The 19108-nt window shown below is 71.3% G+C and carries 16 protein-coding genes; 15 read left to right on the top strand and 1 reads right to left on the bottom strand.

Annotation, left to right across the window (positions count from 1 at the left end; all coding sequences use genetic code 11):
* Nucleotides 1–11 precede the first annotated feature (11 nt).
* The 10 genes from AB0E24_RS23230 (at nt 12) to ccrA (ending at nt 10581) form a co-directional block, all read left to right on the top strand.
* Nucleotides 12–1244, top strand: a complete 1233-nt coding sequence (locus tag AB0E24_RS23230; protein ID WP_359379539.1) for an activator-dependent family glycosyltransferase — start codon at nt 12–14, stop codon at nt 1242–1244.
* On the top strand, nt 1241–1837 hold the full coding sequence (locus AB0E24_RS23225; RefSeq protein WP_251770965.1) for a dTDP-4-dehydrorhamnose 3,5-epimerase family protein: 597 nt from the start codon (nt 1241–1243) through the stop codon (nt 1835–1837). Before AB0E24_RS23230 ends, AB0E24_RS23225 begins: the two co-directional genes overlap by 4 nt.
* Before the next feature lie 162 nt (nt 1838–1999).
* Entirely contained in the window at nt 2000–2914 is a 915-nt protein-coding gene (locus AB0E24_RS23220; RefSeq protein WP_069860450.1) for an ABC transporter ATP-binding protein, read from the top strand.
* 22 nt (nt 2915–2936) lie between these two features.
* Complete coding sequence (locus AB0E24_RS23215) at nt 2937–3674, top strand: ABC transporter permease (RefSeq protein WP_069860451.1); 738 nt, start codon at nt 2937–2939, stop codon at nt 3672–3674.
* 1 nt (nt 3675) lies between these two features.
* Nucleotides 3676–4938, top strand: a complete 1263-nt coding sequence (locus tag AB0E24_RS23210) for a sensor histidine kinase (RefSeq protein ID WP_079259968.1) — start codon at nt 3676–3678, stop codon at nt 4936–4938.
* On the top strand, nt 4935–5666 hold the full coding sequence (locus tag AB0E24_RS23205; protein ID WP_231981171.1) for a response regulator: 732 nt from the start codon (nt 4935–4937) through the stop codon (nt 5664–5666). Before AB0E24_RS23210 ends, AB0E24_RS23205 begins: the two co-directional genes overlap by 4 nt.
* A 92-nt stretch (nt 5667–5758) precedes the next feature.
* Nucleotides 5759–6724 (top strand): NAD-dependent epimerase/dehydratase family protein, encoded by a 966-nt coding sequence (locus tag AB0E24_RS23200; protein ID WP_093702602.1) that lies wholly within the window; start codon nt 5759–5761, stop codon nt 6722–6724.
* Nucleotides 6724–7710: an aldo/keto reductase gene (locus AB0E24_RS23195; protein WP_069860796.1), complete on the top strand. Its 987-nt coding sequence runs from the start codon at nt 6724–6726 to the stop codon at nt 7708–7710. Before AB0E24_RS23200 ends, AB0E24_RS23195 begins: the two co-directional genes overlap by 1 nt.
* Complete coding sequence (locus tag AB0E24_RS23190) at nt 7698–9128, top strand: NDP-hexose 2,3-dehydratase family protein (protein ID WP_383137182.1); 1431 nt, start codon at nt 7698–7700, stop codon at nt 9126–9128. Before AB0E24_RS23195 ends, AB0E24_RS23190 begins: the two co-directional genes overlap by 13 nt.
* Nucleotides 9129–9240: 112 nt before the next feature.
* Nucleotides 9241–10581, top strand: a complete 1341-nt coding sequence (gene ccrA, locus AB0E24_RS23185) for a crotonyl-CoA carboxylase/reductase (RefSeq protein ID WP_079259971.1) — start codon at nt 9241–9243, stop codon at nt 10579–10581.
* A 26-nt stretch (nt 10582–10607) separates the two neighbouring features.
* Here the strand turns inward: ccrA and AB0E24_RS23180 are convergent, their stop codons facing one another.
* On the bottom strand, nt 10608–11942 hold the full coding sequence (locus tag AB0E24_RS23180; protein ID WP_359379529.1) for a catalase family protein: 1335 nt from the start codon (nt 11940–11942) through the stop codon (nt 10608–10610).
* A 238-nt stretch (nt 11943–12180) separates the two neighbouring features.
* Here AB0E24_RS23180 and AB0E24_RS23175 point away from each other — a divergent pair, with 238 nt between their 5' ends.
* The 5 genes from AB0E24_RS23175 (at nt 12181) to AB0E24_RS23155 (ending at nt 18928) form a co-directional block, all read left to right on the top strand.
* A complete protein-coding gene (locus AB0E24_RS23175) occupies nt 12181–13047 on the top strand; it encodes an Fpg/Nei family DNA glycosylase (protein ID WP_359379526.1) in 867 nt (288 codons plus the stop codon).
* 163 nt (nt 13048–13210) lie between these two features.
* Nucleotides 13211–14422 carry an FAD-dependent monooxygenase gene (locus AB0E24_RS23170; RefSeq protein ID WP_069860797.1) on the top strand — a complete coding sequence of 404 codons (1212 nt, stop codon included), beginning with the start codon at nt 13211–13213 and terminating at the stop codon, nt 14420–14422.
* A gap of 153 nt (nt 14423–14575) precedes the next feature.
* Nucleotides 14576–15895, top strand: coding sequence for an NAD(P)/FAD-dependent oxidoreductase (locus AB0E24_RS23165; RefSeq protein ID WP_087684344.1), 1320 nt, complete (start codon nt 14576–14578; stop codon nt 15893–15895).
* 52 nt (nt 15896–15947) lie between these two features.
* The gene (locus AB0E24_RS23160; protein ID WP_069860798.1) at nt 15948–17783 is read left to right on the top strand and encodes a transketolase; all 1836 of its coding nucleotides are present in this window, start codon (nt 15948–15950) and stop codon (nt 17781–17783) included.
* Between the two features lie 56 nt (nt 17784–17839).
* Nucleotides 17840–18928, top strand: a complete 1089-nt coding sequence (locus AB0E24_RS23155; RefSeq protein ID WP_099015854.1) for an NAD-dependent epimerase/dehydratase family protein — start codon at nt 17840–17842, stop codon at nt 18926–18928.
* Nucleotides 18929–19108 lie beyond the last annotated feature (180 nt).

Here is a 19108-nt window from a genome sequence, read left to right as displayed (position 1 = left end):
TTTTCGCGACGGTGTCCGAGCAATCGCACCTGTTCACCATGGTCCCGCTCGCCTGGTCACTGGCCGCGGCCGGCCATGAGGTGCATGTCGCCAGCAACCCCGCGCTCACCGCGTCCATCAAGAGCACCGGTCTGACGGCGGTCCCGGTCGGCAAGGACCACAATCTCCACGAGATGCTGACGGAGAACCGCGACTCGCTGGAGAACCCGCTCTCCGACTGGTCCACCCCGGAGCTCGATCGGCACTCCTGGGAACAGGTGCTGATGAAGTTCAAGGTCAGCGTGATGTTCGCGTACCAGACCTACAACGACTGCATGGTGCACGAGCTGGTCGACTACGCCCGCCACTGGCAGCCCGACCTGGTCATCTGGGACCCGGTCACCTATGCGGGCCCGGTGGCCGCCCGGGTCGTGGGCGCCGCCCACGCCCGGCTGCTGTGGTGCATCGACATCTACGCGAAGATGCGCGAGGTGTTCCTGGCCCGCCTCGCGGAGCAGCCCGAGGAGCGCCGCGAGGACCCGATGGCCGACTGGCTCGGCGGCATCCTCGGCCGCTACGGCCACACCTTCGACGAGGAGGTCGTGGTCGGGCAGTGGACCATCGACCAGATCCCGACCAGCCTCCAGCTCCCGCTGTCCCTCCGGCGGGTCCCGGCCCGCTATCTGCCCCACAACGGCCCCTCCGAGATCCCGGACTGGCTGCGCGAGGCCCCCGAGCGGCCGCGGGTCGTGCTGACCTCCGGGGTCTCCGCACGTGCGGCCCTGGGCGGCACCTTCATGCCGGTGGCCGACATGATCAACACCCTCGGGAGCATGGACATCGACGTGGTGGCCGCGCTTCCGCCCGAGGAGGTCGAGGCGCTGGAGAAGGTTCCCGCCAACACCCGTATCGTCGACTTCGTCCCGCTGCACGCCCTGCTGCCCGGCGCCTCGGTCCTCATCCACCACGGCGGCTTCGGCTCCTGGGGCACCGCGCTGGTCAACGGCGTACCGCAGCTCATCCCCACCATCCGCTACGCCGACTGGTGGAACAAGGGGACCAGCCTGCACGAGGCCGGTGCCGGACTCGTCGTCCACGCCTCCGAGCTGACCGCCGAGGTGCTGCGGGAGAGCGTCGAACGGCTGGTGGAGGACGCCTCGTACCGGGAGGCCGCCGAGCGGCTGCGTGAGGAGAACCAGCGCACCCCCACCCCGCACGATGTGGTGCCGGTGATCGAGGAACTCACCGCGGAGCACGGCCGATGAAGGTGCGCGAGCTGGCGGTGCCCGGCGCCTACGAGTTCAGCCCGGACGTCCACCGCGACGAGCGCGGCGCGTTCGTCGCCCACTACACCGAATCCGCCTTCGCCGCGGCCGTCGGCCATCCGCTGCGCCTGGGCCAGAACCACCACAGCGTCTCCCGGCGCGGCACCGTCCGCGGGGTGCACTACGCGGACGTCCCCCCGGGCCAGGCCAAGATGGTGACCTGCGTCAGCGGTGAACTCCTCGATGTGGTGGTCGACTTGCGGGTGGGCTCGCCCACCTTCGGGCGCTGGGACAGTGTGCGTCTCGACCCCGTCTCGTACCGGGCGGTCTATCTGGAGGAGGGCCTCGGCCACGCGTTCGTCGCGCTGCGGGACGACACGGTGGCGGCCTATCTGAACTCGGCGGAGTACAACCCGGGCGCCGAGCACGAGATCGACCCCTTCGACCCGGCGCTCGGCCTGCCCTGGCCCAAGGATCTGGAATACCTGGTCTCCGCGCGCGACCGGAACGCCCCCGGTCTGGCCGAGGCCGAACGGGCCGGTCTGCTGCCGTCCTACGAGGTCTGCCGGGCGCTGCACCCCCGGCGCGGCTGACCCGGCCCGGCCTGCCCCCATCCACCGATCGGTTGATGCGGCCGCTCAGCCGGTCGGTGGAGGGAGGATCAGCCCGGTGGGCAGCCGATGGGCCGATCCGCGGGGGATATCCGCTTCCTACGGTGGAAGAGTGAAGGAACCGAGCGAGGAGGACCCGGGCCGATGCCGCTGATCGAGGTCAGTAACCTGCGCAAGGAATACCGCAATCATGTGGCGGTACAGGACGTGTCCTTCTCCGTGGAGGAGGGCGAGATCTTCGGCATCCTCGGGCCGAACGGCGCGGGCAAGACCACCGCCGTGGAGTGCATCGAGGGAATGCGCAAACGCGACGGCGGCGAGATCTCCGTGATGGGCCTGGACCCGCTGAAGGACAAGGACCTCGCCGAGCTGCGCGAGTCCATCGGGATCCAGCTCCAGCAGAGCGAACTGCCGCCCAAGATGAAGGTGTGGGAGGCGCTCGAGCTCTACAGCACCTTCTATCGCGACCCCGTCGACTGGCGCGAGCTCATCGAGGAGTGGGGTCTGTCCGGCAAGGCCGACGCGGCCTACGGATCGCTGTCCGGCGGACAGCAGCAGCGGCTGTCCATCGCGCTGGCCCTCGTCGGCAAGCCCAGGATCGCCGTCTTCGACGAGCTGACCACCGCACTGGACCCGCACGCCAGGCGCGAGACCTGGAAGCTGATCGAGAAGGTCCGGGAGCAGGATGTGACCGTGCTGCTGGTCACCCACTTCATGGAGGAGGCCGAGCGGCTCTGCGACCGGATCGCCATCATCGAATCCGGCCGGGTCGTCGCCCTGGACACCCCGTCCGGACTGGTGTCCCGGGTCGATGAGCAGCAGATCATCCGCTTCAAGCCGTCCGTTCCGATGGACGACGAACTGCTCACCTCACTGCCCGAGGTGAGCAGTGTGACCCGGTCCAAGTCCCAGGTGACGGTGGTCGGCAAGGGCAATGTGGTCTACGCGGTGATCTCCGTCCTGGCCCGCAATCAGATCGTGGCGAACGAACTCCGCCTGGAGCAGGCGAGTCTCGATGACGCCTTCGTCGCCCTGACCGGCTCCAAGCCCGCCAACTAAAGCCGCCGAGGAGACTTCTGCCATGTCCGGGCGTACCAAGCTCACCTATGTCGAGAGCAAGCTGTTCCTGCGCGATCCCACCGCGGTGTTCTTCGTCATCGCGCTGCCGATCATGCTGTTGGCCATCTTCCACTTCGTCACCACCAAGTCCGACGACGACGCCGCCACCAAGGCGTCGATGGCCGCGTTCGTCCCCGCGATGGCCATGTCGCTGTGTCTGACGATGCTGGCCCTCAACCTGCTGCCCACGACCCTCGCCACCTACCGGGAGAAGGGCATCCTGCGGCGCATGGCCGCCAGCCCCATCCACCCCGGGAACCTGCTGCTCGCCCAGCTCTTCATCAACCTGGTCACCGCGGCGGTCTCCGCGGTGCTGGTGCTCATCGTCGGCAGGACCGCCTTCGACACCAAACTGCCCGGTGACGTCCCCGCCTTCCTGGTGAGCTTCGTCCTGGGCACCTGGGCGCTGTTCTCCATCGGCCTGGTGATCGCGGCCGTGGCGCCGAGCAGCAAGTCGGCCACCGCGATGGGCCTGTCCCTGCTCTTCCCCAGCCTCTTCTTCGGCGGGGCGTTCCTCCCCAAGGAGGACCTGCCGGAGACGGTGTCCACCATCGGCGACTACACCCCGCTGGGCGCCGCGCTCCAGGCGCTGCGCGACTCCTGGGAGAACCAGTGGCCGCAGACGCTGCACCTGACCGTCCTCGGGGTGATCGCGGTGGCCGCCACCGCCGCCGCGGCCAAGCTGTTCCGCTGGGAGTGAGGTGAGCGCGTCCAAGGACGACGGCGGACGGTGGGAGCGGCACTCCGACATCCTGTTCGGAGGGCTGCCCTACCTTCTGCTGTTTCTGTCCACGGTCCTGAGCCTGGTCCACGGCCTGCCACCGGCCCGGCAGCTGCTCACCACGCTCGGCCTGGCGGCGGTGGCCGCCGTCTGGATCCTGGGCACCTATACCCTGCCGACGGGCCGCCGCAGCCGGCAGCCGTACGGCACGGCGCGCACGGCCGTCTACTTCGCCGGGCTGATCGCCCTCTCCGCCGCGCTGATCGCGCGGGACCAGGTGTTCCTGGTCTTCGCCGCCACCGGGTTCCTCCAGGCGCTGGTGCTGCTGCCGACCGTCTGGGCGCTGGTGTCCGTGGCGGCCACCTCGTTCGTCGTCAACACCGTGCCGGACGGCTTCCCCCGGCCCACGACCGGCGCGGTGGGCGGCTATATCGCCGCCATCGCCTTCCAGACCGTGGTGATTGGCTGGATCAATCTGCTGTCGAGCCGGCTGAACGAACAGCACCAGCGGCGCAAGCGGACCGTGGCCGAACTCCGGTCGGCGCTCACCGAGAACGCCGGACTCCACGCCCAGCTGATCACCCAGGCGCGCGAGGCCGGGGTGCTCGACGAGCGCCAGCGGATGGCGGGGGAGATCCATGACACCCTCGCCCAGGGGCTGGCCGGCATCATCCGGCAGCTGGAGGCCGCGGAACACGCCGAAGGCGACCGCGAAGTGTGGCGCCGTCACCTCGGCGCCGCCAAGGACCTGGCCCGGGACAGCCTGGCCGAGGCGCGCCGCTCGGTCCAGGCGCTCCACCCCGAACAGCTGGAGTCCCGGACGCTGCCCGATGCCCTGGAGTCGCTGGTCGAGGGCTGGTCACAGGAGCGGGATGTCACGGTCGCGTTCGCGACGACCGGGACCGCCATCCCGCTCCACGCCGAACTGGAGGCCACCCTCTACCGGGTGGCGCAGGAGGCACTCGCCAACATCGCCAAGCACGCCAGGGCGTCGAAGGTGGGCATCACCCTGTCGTACATGGAGGACGTGGCCGTCCTCGACGTACTCGACGACGGCGCGGGATTCGACCCCGCGGCCGCGGAGGCCGAGGCCGGCACCTCGGGTGGCGACGGTCTGGGGCTGGTGGCGATGCGGCGCCGACTGGGCCGGGTGGCCGGTACGTTGGACATCGAAAGCGCCCGTGGCGAGGGCACCGCCATCAGCGCGGCCGTCCCCGCCATCCCCCAGGAAGCCGGTGCATGAGCGGAAACACCCCCAGCGGAAACACCTCCGGTGGAAACACCCCCAGCGGGAACATCCCCAGCGGGAACACTCCCGGTGGAAACATCCCCGGTGGCGACGGGCCCGGCCCCATCCGCATCCTCATCGTGGACGACCACCCCGTGGTGCGCGACGGGCTGCGCGGGGTGCTGGAGCGGGACCCCGGCTTCACGGTGATCGGCGAGGCCGGTGACGGTGCCGAGGCCGTGGAACTGTACGAGCGGCAGCCGGCCGATGTGGTCCTGATGGATCTGCGCATGCCCCGGATGGGCGGGGTGGAGGCCATCAAACGGCTGCTGCGCGGCGATCCGGAGGCCCGGATCCTGGTTCTGACCACCTATGACACCGACAGCGATGTCATGGGTGCCCTGGCCGCAGGGGCGACCGGCTATCTCCTCAAGGACACCCCGCGCGAGGAGCTGACCCGCGCCGTGCGGTCCGCCTCCTCGGGCCAGTCCGTCCTCTCGCCCGCGGTCACCGGACGCGTTCTCGGCCAGGTCCGCAAACCCACTCAGGGACCGCTGAGCGACCGTGAACTCCAAGTGCTCAGGCTTATCGCGGACGGGGCCACGAATCGACAGGCCGCGGCGGCTTTGTTCATCAGTCAGGCGACCGTGAAGACGCATCTGCTGCATGTCTACGAAAAACTCGGGGTGAAGGATCGCGCGGCAGCGGTCAGCGAGGCCCATAAACGACATCTATTCGAATGACATCGCAGGTCGGCGCCGTGATAGGGGTGGCCGATAGGGGTGGATGAGGGTAGGGGTTGTTCCGCTCGAAGCGGCGCCAATACGGTGGCGATATGGCCCACATCCGAGATCGGAAGGCCGTTGTCATCGGCGGCACCGGATTCATCGGGCGACATATCTGCCGGGCTCTCGCCAAGCGCGGATATGAAGTCCTGGCAATGGCGAGAAAACCCGCGGAGCCCATTCCTGGAGTTGCTTTTCTGGAACTTGACGCGGTATCCGCGCCGACCGAGGACATCGTCCGGGCCGCGAAGTCCGCCGATCTCCTCGTCAACGCCGCGGGCGACAGCTGGCAGGGCGACGAGGCGAACATGACGGCCTCCCACATCCCGCTGGTGGACCGGCTGGTGGACGCCGCGGCGGCCCTTCCCGGGCGGCCGCGCCTGGTGCAGCTGGGCTCGGTGCACGAATACGGCCCCGTCCCCGACGGCACGGCCATCGCCGAGGACCACCCCACCGCCCCCCGCACCCCCTACGCCCGCACCAAGCTGGTCGGCAGCCGGATCGTCCTGGGCGCGGCGGACGCGGGCCGTATCGACGGCTGCGTGCTGCGCGTCACCAACGTCTGCGGACCCGGCACCCCCCGGGGCAGCTTCCTGGGCGGACTCGCCCACCGGCTGCGCCACACCACCGAGGACGCCCCGCTCGCCCTCACCCTGGTGGACGACCGGCGCGACTTCATCGACGTCCGCGATGTCGCCGAGGCCGTGGCGCTGGCCGCGAGCGGCCCGGTGACCGGCCGGGTGGTCAACATCGGGCAGGGCGGCGCCTTCAGCATGCGCGAACTGGCCTGGCTGCTGATCTCCGCCTCCCAGGTCCCCGCGCGGCTGGTGCGCGAGGAGAGCGGCGCCGTGCACAGCAAGGGCGGCAGCTGGACCCAGGCCGACATCGGCCTCGCCCGGCGGCTCATGGGCTGGTCCCCGCAGGTGGCCCTGAAGGAATCCCTCCACGACCTGTGGGCCGCCTCCGCCACCTCGAGCCGACCGGCTGCCGCGGCGGCCCGTACCGAAGGACTCTGATGCAGTACACCTATCTCGGACGCACCGCCCTCAAGGTGAGCCGACTGTGCCTGGGCACCTTGAACCTCGGGGTCAGGGCGAGCGACGAGGAGAGCCACGCGATCCTGGACACCGCCCTGGACCGCGGGGTCAACTTCATCGACACCGCCAACCAGTACGGCTGGCAGAAGCACAAGGGCTACACCGAGGAGTTCCTCGGCGGCTGGTTCGCCCGGGGAGGCGGCCGGCGCGAGAAGGTCGTGCTGGGCACCAAGGTCTTCAACCCGATGACCGACCGGCCCAATGACTCGGGTCTGTCCGCCCGGCACATCATCGCCTCCTGCGAGGACTCGCTGCGCCGGATGGGCACCGACTGGATCGACCTGTTCCAGATGCACCACATCGACCGCCACGCCCCCTGGGAGGAGGTGTGGCAGGCGATGGAGACGCTGACCCGGCAGGGCAAGGTGCGCTACATCGGCTCGTCCAACTTCGCCGGCTGGCACATCGCCGAGGCCCAGGAGGCCGCCGCCCGCCGCCACTTCCTCGGCATCGTCTCCGAGCAGAGCGTCTACAACCTCGTCACCCGCCATGTCGAACTGGAGCTGATCCCCGCCGCCCAGCGGTACGGGGTCGGGGTGCTCGCCTGGTCCCCGCTGCACGGCGGACTGCTCAGCGGGGCGCTGCGCAAGCTGGCCGAGGGCACCGCGATGAAGACCGCCCAGGGCCGGGCGGCCCAGGCGCTGGAGGTCCACCGGGACGCCGTCGCCGCGTACGAGAAGCTGTGCGACGGGCTTGGCGCCGACCCGGCCGAGGTGGGGCTGGCCTGGGTGATGGGGCGCCCCGGCATCACCGCGCCGGTCATCGGGCCGCGCAGCCTGGACCAGCTGGAAGGGGCCTTCAAGGCCATGGAGCTGACGCTGTCCGACGAGGTGCTGGCCGAACTGGACAGGCTGTTCCCGCCGATCGGCAACGGCGGCCCCGGACCGGAGGCATGGGCGTGGTGAGCACCCTCCAGGAGCGGCTGGTCCGCTCCGCCGCCACCGTCGACAGCTCGGTGACCCTGCTCGCCGACTTCCAGCGCTGGTTCCGCGAGCGCCTCGACGCCGACGAGTCCCGGGTCGAGATCATTCCGTTCACGGCGATGCGCGGCTGGGACTTCGCGCCGGACACCCACAACCTCGTCCATGAGACCGGCCGGTTCTTCACCGTCGAGGGCATCCGGGTGCGGATGCCCGGGGCGCCGGTGGAGGAGTGGCGCCAGCCGATCCTCCACCAGCCGGAGATCGGCATCCTGGGCATCCTGGTCAAGGACTTCGACGGCGTACCGCACTTCCTGATGCAGGCCAAGATGGAGCCGGGCAACCACGGCGGGCTTCAGCTGTCGCCCACCGTCCAGGCGACCCGCAGCAACTACACCCGGGTGCACAAGGGCCGGGCCGTGCCGTATCTGGAGTATTTCCAGCGGACCGAACGGCACCGGGTGCTCGCCGACGTCCGCCAGTCGGAGCAGGGCAGCTGGTTCTTCCGCAAGCGCAACCGCAACATGCTGGTCGAGGTGGCGGAGGACGAGGACATCGAGGTGCGCGACGGGTTCCGCTGGCTGACGCTGGGCCAGCTGCACCATCTGCTGGCCGTGGAGGACCTGGTGAACATGGACGCGCGCAGCGTCCTGGCCTGTCTGCCGCACTCCCCGCTGGACCCGGCGGACACCTTCCCCGCGCCGCTGGCCGCCGGGCCGCACGGGACCGTGGGGCCGGGGTGGCCGGGGCCGGGGCGGCACGCCCTCCATGGCGACGCCGACATCCTCAGCTGGATCACCGGATTACGCACCGAGCGCGAGGTGTTCACCGAACGGATACCGCTGCGGGAGGCGGACGGCTGGCACCGCACCGCCCATCGGATCTCCCATGAGAGCGGGCGCTTCTTCAGCGTGATGGCCGTGGATGTGACGGCGGGCGGCCGTGAGGTGGGCGGCTGGACCCAGCCCATGATCGAGCCCCATGGACCGGGCGTGGCGGCCTTTCTGCTGGCCTACGCCGACAAGGTGCCGCATGTGCTGGTGCAGGCCCGCGCCGAACCCGGCTACACGGACGTGGTGGAGCTGGCCCCCACCGTGCAGTGCACCCCGCGCAACTACACCCATCTGCCCGCGGGGGCCACCCCGCCGTTCCTCGAGGACGTGGTGGAGGCGCCGGCCGACCGGGTGCGGTTCGACACCGTGCTCTCCGAGGAGGGCGGCCGCTTCTTCCACGCCTTCAACCGCTATCTCGTCGTGGAGACGGAGCTGAGCGCCGTTCCCGAGGAACCGCCGCACTACCGCTGGATGGCGGTGCGTCAGCTGCTCGACCTGATTCGCCACAGCCATTACGTCAACGTCGAGGCCCGCACACTCATCGCCTGTCTGCACTCCCTGGCCGTATAGGGGGGCGCCTAGGGGGCCGGACCTGGGCGGAGCTAGGGGTTATTCGGATCGTGGCCGCTGCCATAGCCTCCGGGACACAGGGTGCCCGGAGCGGTACATCGGAGGACATGTCGTGCAGGACATCATCAGTGCCATGCTGGCAGAGGATGCGGTGGCCGCGGATTTCGCCGCCTTGAAGGTTCCCGAGTCCTATCGGGGCGCGGTGATCCTCAAAGAGGAATCCGAAATGTTCGAGGGCATGGCCACCAAGGACAAGGATCCCCAGAAGTCGCTCCACATACGTGAGGTGCCCACCCCCGAACCGGGCCCGGGCGAGGCGGTGATCGCGGTCATGGCCAGCGCGATCAACTACAACACCGTCTGGAGCGCCATCTTCGAGCCGCTGCCGACCTTCGGCTTCCTGGAGCGGTACGCGCGGACCGACGACCCCGGAGCCGCCCGCCACGACCAGCCCTACCACGTCCTCGGCTCCGATCTGGCCGGTGTGGTGCTGCGCACCGGGCCGGGGGTGCGCCACTGGAAGCCGGGCGACCGGGTGGTGGCCCACTGCCTGTCCATCGAGCTGCGCTCCCCGGACGGCCATGACGACAGCATGCTCGACCCCGAGCAGCGCATCTGGGGTTTCGAGACCAACTTCGGCGGGCTCGCCGAGCTCTCGCTGGTCAAGGCCAACCAGCTGATGCCGATGCCCGCCCACCTCACCTGGGAGGAGGCCGCCTCCTCCGGCCTGGTCAACTCCACGGCCTACCGGCAGCTCGTCTCCCGCAACGGCGCCCGGATGAAACAGGGCGATGTGACCCTCATCTGGGGCGCGGCCGGTGGACTCGGCTCGTACGCGACCCAACTGGCCGTCAACGGCGGGGCGATCCCGGTGTGTGTGGTCTCCGGGCGGCGCAAGGCCGAACTCGTCCGCTCCATGGGGGCCGAGCTGGTCATCGACCGGGCCGAGGAGGGCTATCGCTTCTGGAAGGACCCGGTCACGCCCGACCCCAGGGAGTGGAAGCGCTTCGGGTCCCGGATCCGCGAGCTGACCGGCGGCGAGGACCCGGACATCGTCGTGGAGCACCCCGGCCGGGAGACGTTCGGCGCCAGTGTGTATGTGGCGCGGCGCGGCGGCACGATCGTCACCTGCGCCTCGACCTCCGGCTTCCGCCATGAGTACGACAACCGCTATCTGTGGATGGCGCTCAAGCGGATCATCGGCACCCACTTCGCCAACTACCGGGAGGCGTGGGCGGCCAACCGGCTGATCGAGAAGGGGATGGTCCACCCCACGCTCTCCAAGGTCTATCCGCTCGCGGCGGTCGGCACCGCCACCCAGGACGTCCACCGCAACCGCCACTCCGGAAAGGTCGGCGTGCTGTGCCTGGCCCCGGAGGAGGGCCTGGGGGTGCGCGATCCGGAGCTGCGCGAGCGCCATCTGCCGTCCATCAACCGCTTCCGCCAGGACTGACCCGCCCGGATCCAGCGGTCGACTCCTCAGGGAGCGGTCCTGCCGAGGCCGAACCGGCGCAGTGTCCGGCCCAGTGTGACCGGGTTGAGCAGCCCCGGCGGGGCCGGTAGCCGGTGCCAGGGCACACAGCGGTTGACCAGGCCGAAGGCGGCGCGCACCGGCAGGTCGACGGCCGCGCGCACCGGGTCGGGCAGCAGCGGGGCGCGCGGCGGTTCGGCGGTGTGGTGGAGGCGCGGGCCGAGCCGGTCCGCCGCGGCGGTCTCGGACGCGGCCTTGCGGGCCCGGTTGAGATTGCCGAGCGGACGGAACTCCTCGGTGGTGTGCCAGGGGTTGAACGCCAGCCGCTCGACCCGGCCGGCCGCGGACCGGGCCCGGTCGCTGTCCAGGTTCTGGCGCGGCACGGTGAGCACCGCGACCGGGACGACCGGCGCGTCGCTCTCCCGCCACTCCACCGAACCGTCCTCGACCGGGGTGCGCCGGTCGTCCAGATAGCGCTGCACACACAGCTCGAAGGCGATGTCGCCGGTGGACAGCCGCATCGCCAGCTCACGGTGGAGATAGTCCGGGTCGCCGCGGTCGGGCGGGGGAGCGGGGGTGCCGCCGGGCGCCGGGCGCAGTTGGAAGCGCACCGGACCGGCCGGGCCCCACAGGATCGCGCCCCGGCTCCAGAAGGTCTCGCGGGCCAGCGAGCCCACCGTATGGCGGGTGGCGATCCGCAGATTGCGGCGCATCCGGTCGGCGGTGGCCCAGCCCACCGCCAGCGGCAGCTGGACGAAGAGCCCGAACGCCTTCTCCACGGTGCTCCCCGCGCCCGCCGTGGCCTTGGCGAAGGCCACGAACTCATGCGCGTCGGCGGCATGCGACACCGGGAAGCTGGTGGCCAGCAGATCGTGGGTCTCCTCCGGACCTGCCTGCACCCGCACCGCGATCCGGCGCAGATCGGGTGTGGCGCCGTACGGCTCGGTGCCGCTCGCGCTGGACAGCCGCACCACGGCCGGGTACTCGGCGCCCGGCCGGGCGTAGCCCACGCACAGCTCCGGCGGAAGGCCGTCGTGGAACCGCAGCCGGGCGTTCTCCACGCCCAGCGCCGCCCTGGCGCGGAAGGGGCGCAGCAGCTGGGGGACGCCCGAGCCGTCCGCGCGGTCGGGGTGCACCCGCTGCATCCGCAGCAGCTCACGCGTCAGCTTCTCGAAGCGCAGCCGCTCCGCCTCGGGGCTGCCGCCCTCGTACGCCTCATAGCCCTCGTACCCCGCGCGCCGCGCCCCGCCCATCGCCTCGTGCCGCGCCACCTCGCCGACGCGTACCACCTCACCGCCGTCTGCCGTCTCGCTTCGTACGGACTGCTGTCCGGTGTTGATCATGAGGAACGCTCCGTACGGGGCAAAGGGCGACGATAAGGAACAAAAGAGACGGTAGGGGAGCGTTCGCGCGACCGCAGCCCGGAGCGGTGCGTCGGTGGTAATCGGTGGTGATCGGGGTGATCGGGGGTAATCGGTGGTGATCGGGGTGATCGGGTGGTGATCGGCCCTCGGGGGCGCCCCGGCGGGTTCCGCCGCGGGCCCCGGGTGGTTCCGCCGCGGGCTGCGGCACACTGGTGGCATGCCGGAGCTGCCCGAGGTGGAGACCCTCGCCGCGATCCTGGCCGAGCGCGCCGCCGGCCGGGAGATCGCCCGTGTCCTCCCCGTCGCGGTGAGCGTCCTGAAGACCTACGACCCGCCGCTGAGCTCGCTCGAAGGCCGCACCGTCACGGCGGCGGCCCGCCACGGCAAGTTCCTCGACCTGGCCACCGACGGCCCCCATCTGGTCGTCCACCTCGCCAAGGCGGGCTGGCTGCGCTGGCGGGACGGACTCCCCGAGACCCCGCCCCGCCCCGGCAAGGGCCCGCTCGCGCTGCGGCTGCTCCTGGCTGGCCCGGAGCGCTCCGGCTTCGACCTCACCGAGGCCGGGACGCGCAAGGGGCTCGCGGTGTACGTGGTCCGCGACGCCCAGGAGGTCCCCGGCATCGCCCGGCTGGGCCCGGACCCGCTGGACGACTCCTTCACCCTGGAGACCTTCGCCGGGCTGCTGCGCGGCGTACGCCACCGGATCAAGGGGGTGCTGCGCGACCAGAGCGTCATCGCCGGGATCGGCAACGCCTACTCCGACGAGATCCTGCACGCCGCCCGGATGTCGCCCTACCGGCTCGCCTCGGACCTCACCGAGGAGGAGATCGCCGGGGTGTACGAGGCGATGGGCACCACGCTGCGCTCCGCCGTCGAGCGCTCCCGCGGCCTGGCCGCCACCGATCTCAAGGGGGAGAAGCGCGACGGCATGCGGGTGCACGGCCGTGCCGGACAGCCGTGCCCGGTGTGCGGGGACACCGTCCGCGAGGTGTCCTTCCGCGACTCCGCGTTGCAGTACTGCCCCACCTGCCAGACCGGTGGCAAGCCGCTCGCCGACCGCCGGCTGTCCCGGCTGCTCAAGTAGCGGGGCCTCCCCAGGGAGTGGTCTGCCGGCGCCGGCGGCCGTCTCAAATGCCGCCCACCACCGGCCAGTTGATCTCCCGCTCTTGACCCGAGGAGCTCCGGCCCGCCATATGGTGCTGTCGCAACCCCACGACACGACACCCCACGCCACGTCACGGAGCACCATGACCACAGCCCTGATCATCGGTGGCGGCATCGCCGGCACGGTGACCGCGATGGCCCTGCAAAAGGCCGGGATCGACGCGGTCGTCCACGAGACGTACCCCACGGACGCCATCGACGCCGGTGCGTTCCTCGTCGTCGCCGCCAACGGCCTGGAGGCACTGCGCACCATCGACGCCCATGAACCCGTGCTGGAGAACTCCTTCCCGGTCGGCCGCGTCGACTTCATCAGCAACACCGGCAAACGGCTCGGCAACCGCCCCATGTCCGGATCACAGGACGGCGGCCTCGGCTCCGTGACGCTCAAACGCGCCACCCTCGCCCGGGTGCTGCGCGAGGAGGCGGTGCGCCGCGGAGTCCGCATCGAGCACGGCAAACGGCTGCTCGCCGCCCACACCAGCCCCGACGGCCGGATCGTCGGCTCCTTCGCCGACGGCGGCCGTGCCGTGGGCGACATGCTGATCGGCGCCGACGGCATCCACTCGCTCGTCCGCAGGATCATAGACGCGGGCGCGCCCCGCCCCCGCTACACCGGACAGCACACCGTCTGCGGCTACACCCGCGACGCCGACTCGCCCCCGGACCCCGACGCCTACACCATGATCTTCGGCAAGCAGGCGTTCTTCGGCTGCACCACCGCCCCGGACGGCGAGATCTGGTGGTTCTGCAACGCCCCGGCCCAGGAGATGTCCAAGGCCGAGCTCGCCGCCGTCAGCGCCGAGGAGTGGCGGGAGCGGCTGCTGGCGCTCCTCGCCGACGACAACACCCCCGCCGCCGACCTGGTCCGTGCCACCGGTGATTCCATCGTGGCCACCGCCGCCTACGACATCGTCTCCACCCCCGCCTGGTCCGAGGAGGCCATGGTCATCGTCGGCGACGCCGCGCACGCCTGCGCGCCCAATGCCGCACAGGGCGCGTCGATGGCCATCGAGGACGGTGTCGTGCTCGCCAAATGCCTGCGCGATCTGCGCACGCCCCAGTCGGCCTTCGCCGCGTACGAGGCGCTGCGCCGGGGGCGGGTCGAGAAGGTCGCCATGGCCAGTGCGGGCATGGCCCGCCGCACGGCACAGGGGCCCGTGGCGCGCGCCCTGCGCGATGTCACCATGCCGCGCAAGCTGGACCGGGCCGCGGGCGGCGCCTCGGACTGGCTGACCGGCTACCGCATCGACTGGGACGAGCGGATCGACGCACAGACGGCCCGCCGGCGCCGCTGACGCGAGCGCGGCCCCGCCCCCGGGACCGCAGCGGGACCGTCCGGAAGGCGTTCGGAAGGCGGTCCCCGGGGCGGGCCGACCGGGCCGCACGTTTGGTCCGGGCTCTCACGGGCACTTGGAGCGCCCTGGCCCCCGTACGCCCGGGAGATTCGTGTGAGCCCAGTACGCATAGTGATCGTCGGTGCCGGCTTCGCCGGTTACCAGACCGCCCGTACACTCTCCCGCACCCTGCGCGGCGCGGCGGATATCGTCCTGATCAATCCCAACGACTACTTCCTGTATCTGCCGCTGCTGCCCGAAGTGGCGGCCGGGGTCCTGGAGCCCCGGCGGGTCTCGGTCTCCCTCACCGGCACCCTCCCGCATGTCCGGCTGGTGCTGGGCGAGGTCCACGGCGTCGATCTGGACGCCCGCCGGATCTCCTGGCGGGACCCGGACGGACGCCCCGGCGAGATGGCCTACGACCGACTCGTCCTCGCCGTGGGCAGCGTCAACAAGCTGCTGCCCATCCCCGGAGTGGCCGAGCACGCCCACGGCTTCCGAGGTATGCCGGAGGCGCTCTACCTGCGCGATCACATCACCCGGCAGATGGAGATGTCCGGCACCACCTCGGACCCGGCGGAGCGGGAGGCCCGCCGCACCTTCGTGGTGGTCGGCGCCGGCTACACCGGCACCGAGGTGGCCGCCCACGGGGTGCTCTTCACCGACTCGCTCGTGCGGAAGAACACCTCGCTGCGCGACGGGCCGCGCCCCCGCTGGCTGCTGCTCGACATCGCCCCCAGGGTGCTGCCCGAGCTGGACGAGAAGCTGTCCCGCACGGCCGACCGGGTGCTGCGCAAACGGGGTGTGGAGGTCCGCACCCGCACCACGGTCAAGGAGGCCACCTCGGAGGGGGTGCTGCTGGACGACGGCGAGTGCATCGCCACCCGGTCGCTGATCTGGTGCGTGGGGGTACGCCCCGACCCGCTGGTGGAGCGGCTCGGACTGGCGGCCGAACGCGGCCGGCTGAGGGTCGACCAGTATCTGGCCGTGCCCGGCTATCCGGACGTGCTGGCCTGCGGGGACGCCGCCGCGGTGCCCGATCTGACCCGGCCGGGCCAGTTCACCCCGATGACCGCACAGCACGCCCAGCGGCAGGGAAAGGTCGCGGCCCACAACATCCTCGCCTCCCTCGGGCACGGCGACCACAAGCCGTACAAACACCATGACCTCGGGTTCACCGTCGACCTCGGCGGGGTCCAGGCGGCCGCGGACCCGCTGCACGTACCGCTGTCCGGGCCGATCGCCAACGCGGTCACCCGCGGCTACCACCTGATGGCGATGCCGGGGAACCGGGTCCGGGTCGCCTCCGACTGGCTGCTCGACGCGGTACTGCCCCGCCAGGCGGTGCAGCTCGGGATGGTCCCGCCGTGGGCGGTGCCGCTGGACACCGAGTCGCCCGAGATCGCTCAGACGGCCCGGGCGGGCCGCCGCTGACCGCCGGCGCGCCCCGGGCCGCGGCCGACCGCCGCAACCTGGAAGGAGAACAATGCGACACGAACAACTCAGCGAGCTGGGGCAGCAGCTCCGGGTGGACTCGGTGCGTGCCGCCGCGGCCGCCGGGTCCGGCCATCCCACGTCGTCGATGTCGGCCGCGGACCTGATGGCCGTCCTGATGGGAAACCATCTGCGCTATGACTTCGAGCAGCCCGACCACCCCGGCAATGACCACCTGATCTTCTCCAAGGGCCATGCCTCCCCGCTGCTCTACTCGGTCTACAAGGCGGCCGGGGCCCTCCGCGACGAGGAGTTCGTCACCTTCCGCAAGCGCGGCAGCAGGCTGGAGGGCCACCCCACGCCCCGGCTGCCATGGGTGGACGTGGCCACCGGATCGCTCGGACAGGGCCTGCCCTACGGCGTGGGCACCGCGCTCAGCGGCAAGCGGCTGGACCATGTGCCCTACCGCGTATGGGTGCTGTGCGGCGACAGCGAGATGGCCGAGGGGTCGATGTGGGAGGCGTTCGAGCACGCGGGCTACGAGCGGCTGGACAACCTCGTCGCCATCATCGATGTGAACCGGCTCGGCCAGCGCGGGCCCACCCGCCACGAATGGGACCTGGACGCCTACGCGCGGCGCATCCGCGCCTTCGACTGGCACACCATCGAGATCGACGGCCATGACATCGAGGCCATCGACCGCGCCTACGCCGAGGCGCTGTCCACCGTCGGCCGCCCCACCGCCATCGTCGCCCGCACCATGAAGGGCCGTGGTGTCGCCTCGGTGGAGAACCGCGAGGGCATGCACGGCAAGCCGCTCACCCATCCGGACGAGGCCATCGCCGAACTCGGCGGCGTACGCAACCTGGCCGTACCGGTGCTCGGCCCGCCCTCGGTGACCCCCGCCCGGCCCGCCTCCGAGGGCCCGCTGGCCCTGCCGCGCTACAACACCGGCGACTCGGTGCCCACCCGGGACGCGTTCGGGGAGGCGGTGGCCGCCGTCGGCACGGCCCGCGGCGATGTGGTGGCGCTGGACGGCGAGGTGGGCGACTCCACCCGGCTGGAGTACTTCCACAAGGAGCACCCCGAGCGGTACTTCGAGTTCTTCATCGCCGAGCAGCAACTGGTGGCTGCCGCCGTCGGCATGCAGGCCCGCGGCTGGAACCCGTACGTCTCCACCTTCGCGGCCTTCTTCACCCGCGCCTACGACTTCATCCGGATGGCCTCCATCAGCGACGCGAACCTCAACCTCATCGGCTCCCACGCCGGGGTGGCCATCGGCGAGGACGGCCCCTCGCAGATGGGCCTGGAGGACCTGGCGGCCCTGCGCGCGGTGCACGGCAGCACGGTGCTCTACCCGTGCGACGCCAACCAGGCCGCCCAGCTGACCGCGGCCATGGCCGGGGAGTCCGGGATCCGCTATCTGCGCACCACGCGCGGCGGAACGCCGGTCATCTACCCGTCCTCCGAGACCTTCCCCATCGGCGGCTCCAAGGTCGTCCGCGCCACCGACGGCGACCGGGTCACGCTGATCGGCGCGGGGGTGACCCTGCACGAGGCCGTCGAGGCCGCCGACCGGCTCGCCGAGGAGGGCATCCCCGCCCGCGTCATCGACCTGTACTCGCTCAAGCCGGTGGACGCCGAGACGCTGCGCACCGCCGCCGAGGTGACCGGGCGCCTGATCACCGTGGAGGACCACCACCCCGAGGGCGGACTGGGCGACGCGGTGCTCGGGGCATTCGCCGACGGCCGTCCGGTGCCCCGGATGGTCCGGCTCGCGGTGCGCATGATGCCGGCCTCCTCGACCCCCGCCGAGCAGCTGAGCGACGCGGGAATCGACGCGGACGCGATCGTCGCGGCCGCGCGGGAGCTGGTCGGCAAGGGCTGAGGACGGCTGAGGGGCGGGATCGCCGAGAGCACGAAACTGCCGGAAGGAGCGGACAGATGGGCGTCAAGCAGGGAATGCGCGTGGTGGTGGTCGGGGCCACCGGCAATGTCGGCACGAGCGTCGTCCGCGCGCTCGGCGAGGCTCCGGACATCGCGTCGATCGTGGGCATCGCCCGCAGGGTGCCCAACTGGTCGCCGCCCAAGACGACCTGGGTACGGGCGGACATCGGGCGGGACTCCGGCGAGGAGGCGGACCTCGTACGGCACTTCGAGGCCGCCGACGCGGTCATCCACCTCGCCTGGTTGATCCAGCCGAGCCATCGGCCCGCCGTCACCTGGGACACCAATGTCCTGGGCAGCATCCGGGTCTTCGAGGCGGTGGCGCGGGCCGAGGTGCCGGTGCTGGTGTACGCCTCCTCGGTGGGCGCCTACTCGCCCGGCCCCGAGGACGGCCGCCCGGTGGACGAGTCCTGGCCCACCCATGGCTGGCCGGAGGCCGCGTACTGCCGTGAGAAGGCGTATGTGGAGCGGGTGCTGGACGCCTTCGAGCTGGAGCATCCGCAGATCCGGGTGGTGCGGATGCGACCCGGCTTCCTCTTCAAGGAGGAGGCGGCGGCCGAGCAGCGCCGGCTGTTCATGGGCCCCTTCCTGCCCCGGCGGCTGATCCGCGGCACCTTCCTGCCCGCCGTCGTCGACCTGCCAGGACTGCGGCTCCAGGTCCTGCACACCGACGACGCCGCCGAGGCGTACCGGCTGGCGCTCGGCCGTGAGGTGCGCGGCGCCTTCAACCTCGCGGCCGAACCGCCGGTGGACGGCGACACGCTGGCGGGCCTCCTCGACGCGCGCAAGGTGCGCATCCCGCGCCTGGCCGCCCGCTCGGCGATGGCCACGGCCTGGCATCTGCATCTGCTGCCGCCCTCGCCCCAACTGCTCGACGCCGCCCTGCGGCTGCCGCTGATGGACACCACCCGCGCCCAGGAGGAACTGGGCTGGCGGCCCCGGCACACCGCCGTCGAGACGCTCCGGGAGTTCCTCACCGGGCTGCGGCGCGGCACCGGTATGGATCTGACCGCCCCGCTGGCTCCCAAGCCGCCCGGCGGACGGCCGCACGAGACCGCGACGAGCGGTGCGGGGGAGCGCCCCTGACCCCTGAACGTCCCCCGGCGGTGTGGAAAACCGCCCCCGGCCGTGTGAGACGCGGCACATGAGACGGGCTCAGCGGCAGCAACGCCGCCGGGCCCGTACCGCTGTGACCCATGACCCCTCGTAACCCATGACGCGACTCCCGTACGCTTCTGCCCAGTTGGTCGGGACATCGACGAGGGT

Source organism: Streptomyces malaysiensis subsp. malaysiensis (assembly GCF_040653035.1).
GTDB lineage: Bacteria > Actinomycetota > Actinomycetes > Streptomycetales > Streptomycetaceae > Streptomyces > Streptomyces malaysiensis.
The sequence above is the reverse complement of the archived record's forward strand: the minus strand, read 5'-3'. Positions and strand labels throughout refer to the sequence as shown.

What these genes read in the sequence shown, in the direction of transcription:
- AB0E24_RS23190 (WP_383137182.1), top strand. Translation starts at nt 7,698, where the DNA reads ATGGGCGTGGTGAGCACCCTCCAGGAGCGGCTGGTCCGCTCCGCCGCC.
- AB0E24_RS23155 (WP_099015854.1), top strand. Translation starts at nt 17,840, where the DNA reads ATGGGCGTCAAGCAGGGAATGCGCGTGGTGGTGGTCGGGGCCACCGGC.
- AB0E24_RS23170 (WP_069860797.1), top strand. Translation starts at nt 13,211, where the DNA reads ATGACCACAGCCCTGATCATCGGTGGCGGCATCGCCGGCACGGTGACC.
- AB0E24_RS23175 (WP_359379526.1), top strand. Translation starts at nt 12,181, where the DNA reads ATGCCGGAGCTGCCCGAGGTGGAGACCCTCGCCGCGATCCTGGCCGAG.
- AB0E24_RS23205 (WP_231981171.1), top strand. Translation starts at nt 4,935, where the DNA reads ATGAGCGGAAACACCCCCAGCGGAAACACCTCCGGTGGAAACACCCCC.
- AB0E24_RS23225 (WP_251770965.1), top strand. Translation starts at nt 1,241, where the DNA reads ATGAAGGTGCGCGAGCTGGCGGTGCCCGGCGCCTACGAGTTCAGCCCG.
- AB0E24_RS23180 (WP_359379529.1), bottom strand. Translation starts at nt 11,942, where the DNA reads ATGATCAACACCGGACAGCAGTCCGTACGAAGCGAGACGGCAGACGGC.
- AB0E24_RS23160 (WP_069860798.1), top strand. Translation starts at nt 15,948, where the DNA reads ATGCGACACGAACAACTCAGCGAGCTGGGGCAGCAGCTCCGGGTGGAC.
- AB0E24_RS23195 (WP_069860796.1), top strand. Translation starts at nt 6,724, where the DNA reads ATGCAGTACACCTATCTCGGACGCACCGCCCTCAAGGTGAGCCGACTG.
- AB0E24_RS23220 (WP_069860450.1), top strand. Translation starts at nt 2,000, where the DNA reads ATGCCGCTGATCGAGGTCAGTAACCTGCGCAAGGAATACCGCAATCAT.
- AB0E24_RS23215 (WP_069860451.1), top strand. Translation starts at nt 2,937, where the DNA reads ATGTCCGGGCGTACCAAGCTCACCTATGTCGAGAGCAAGCTGTTCCTG.
- AB0E24_RS23200 (WP_093702602.1), top strand. Translation starts at nt 5,759, where the DNA reads ATGGCCCACATCCGAGATCGGAAGGCCGTTGTCATCGGCGGCACCGGA.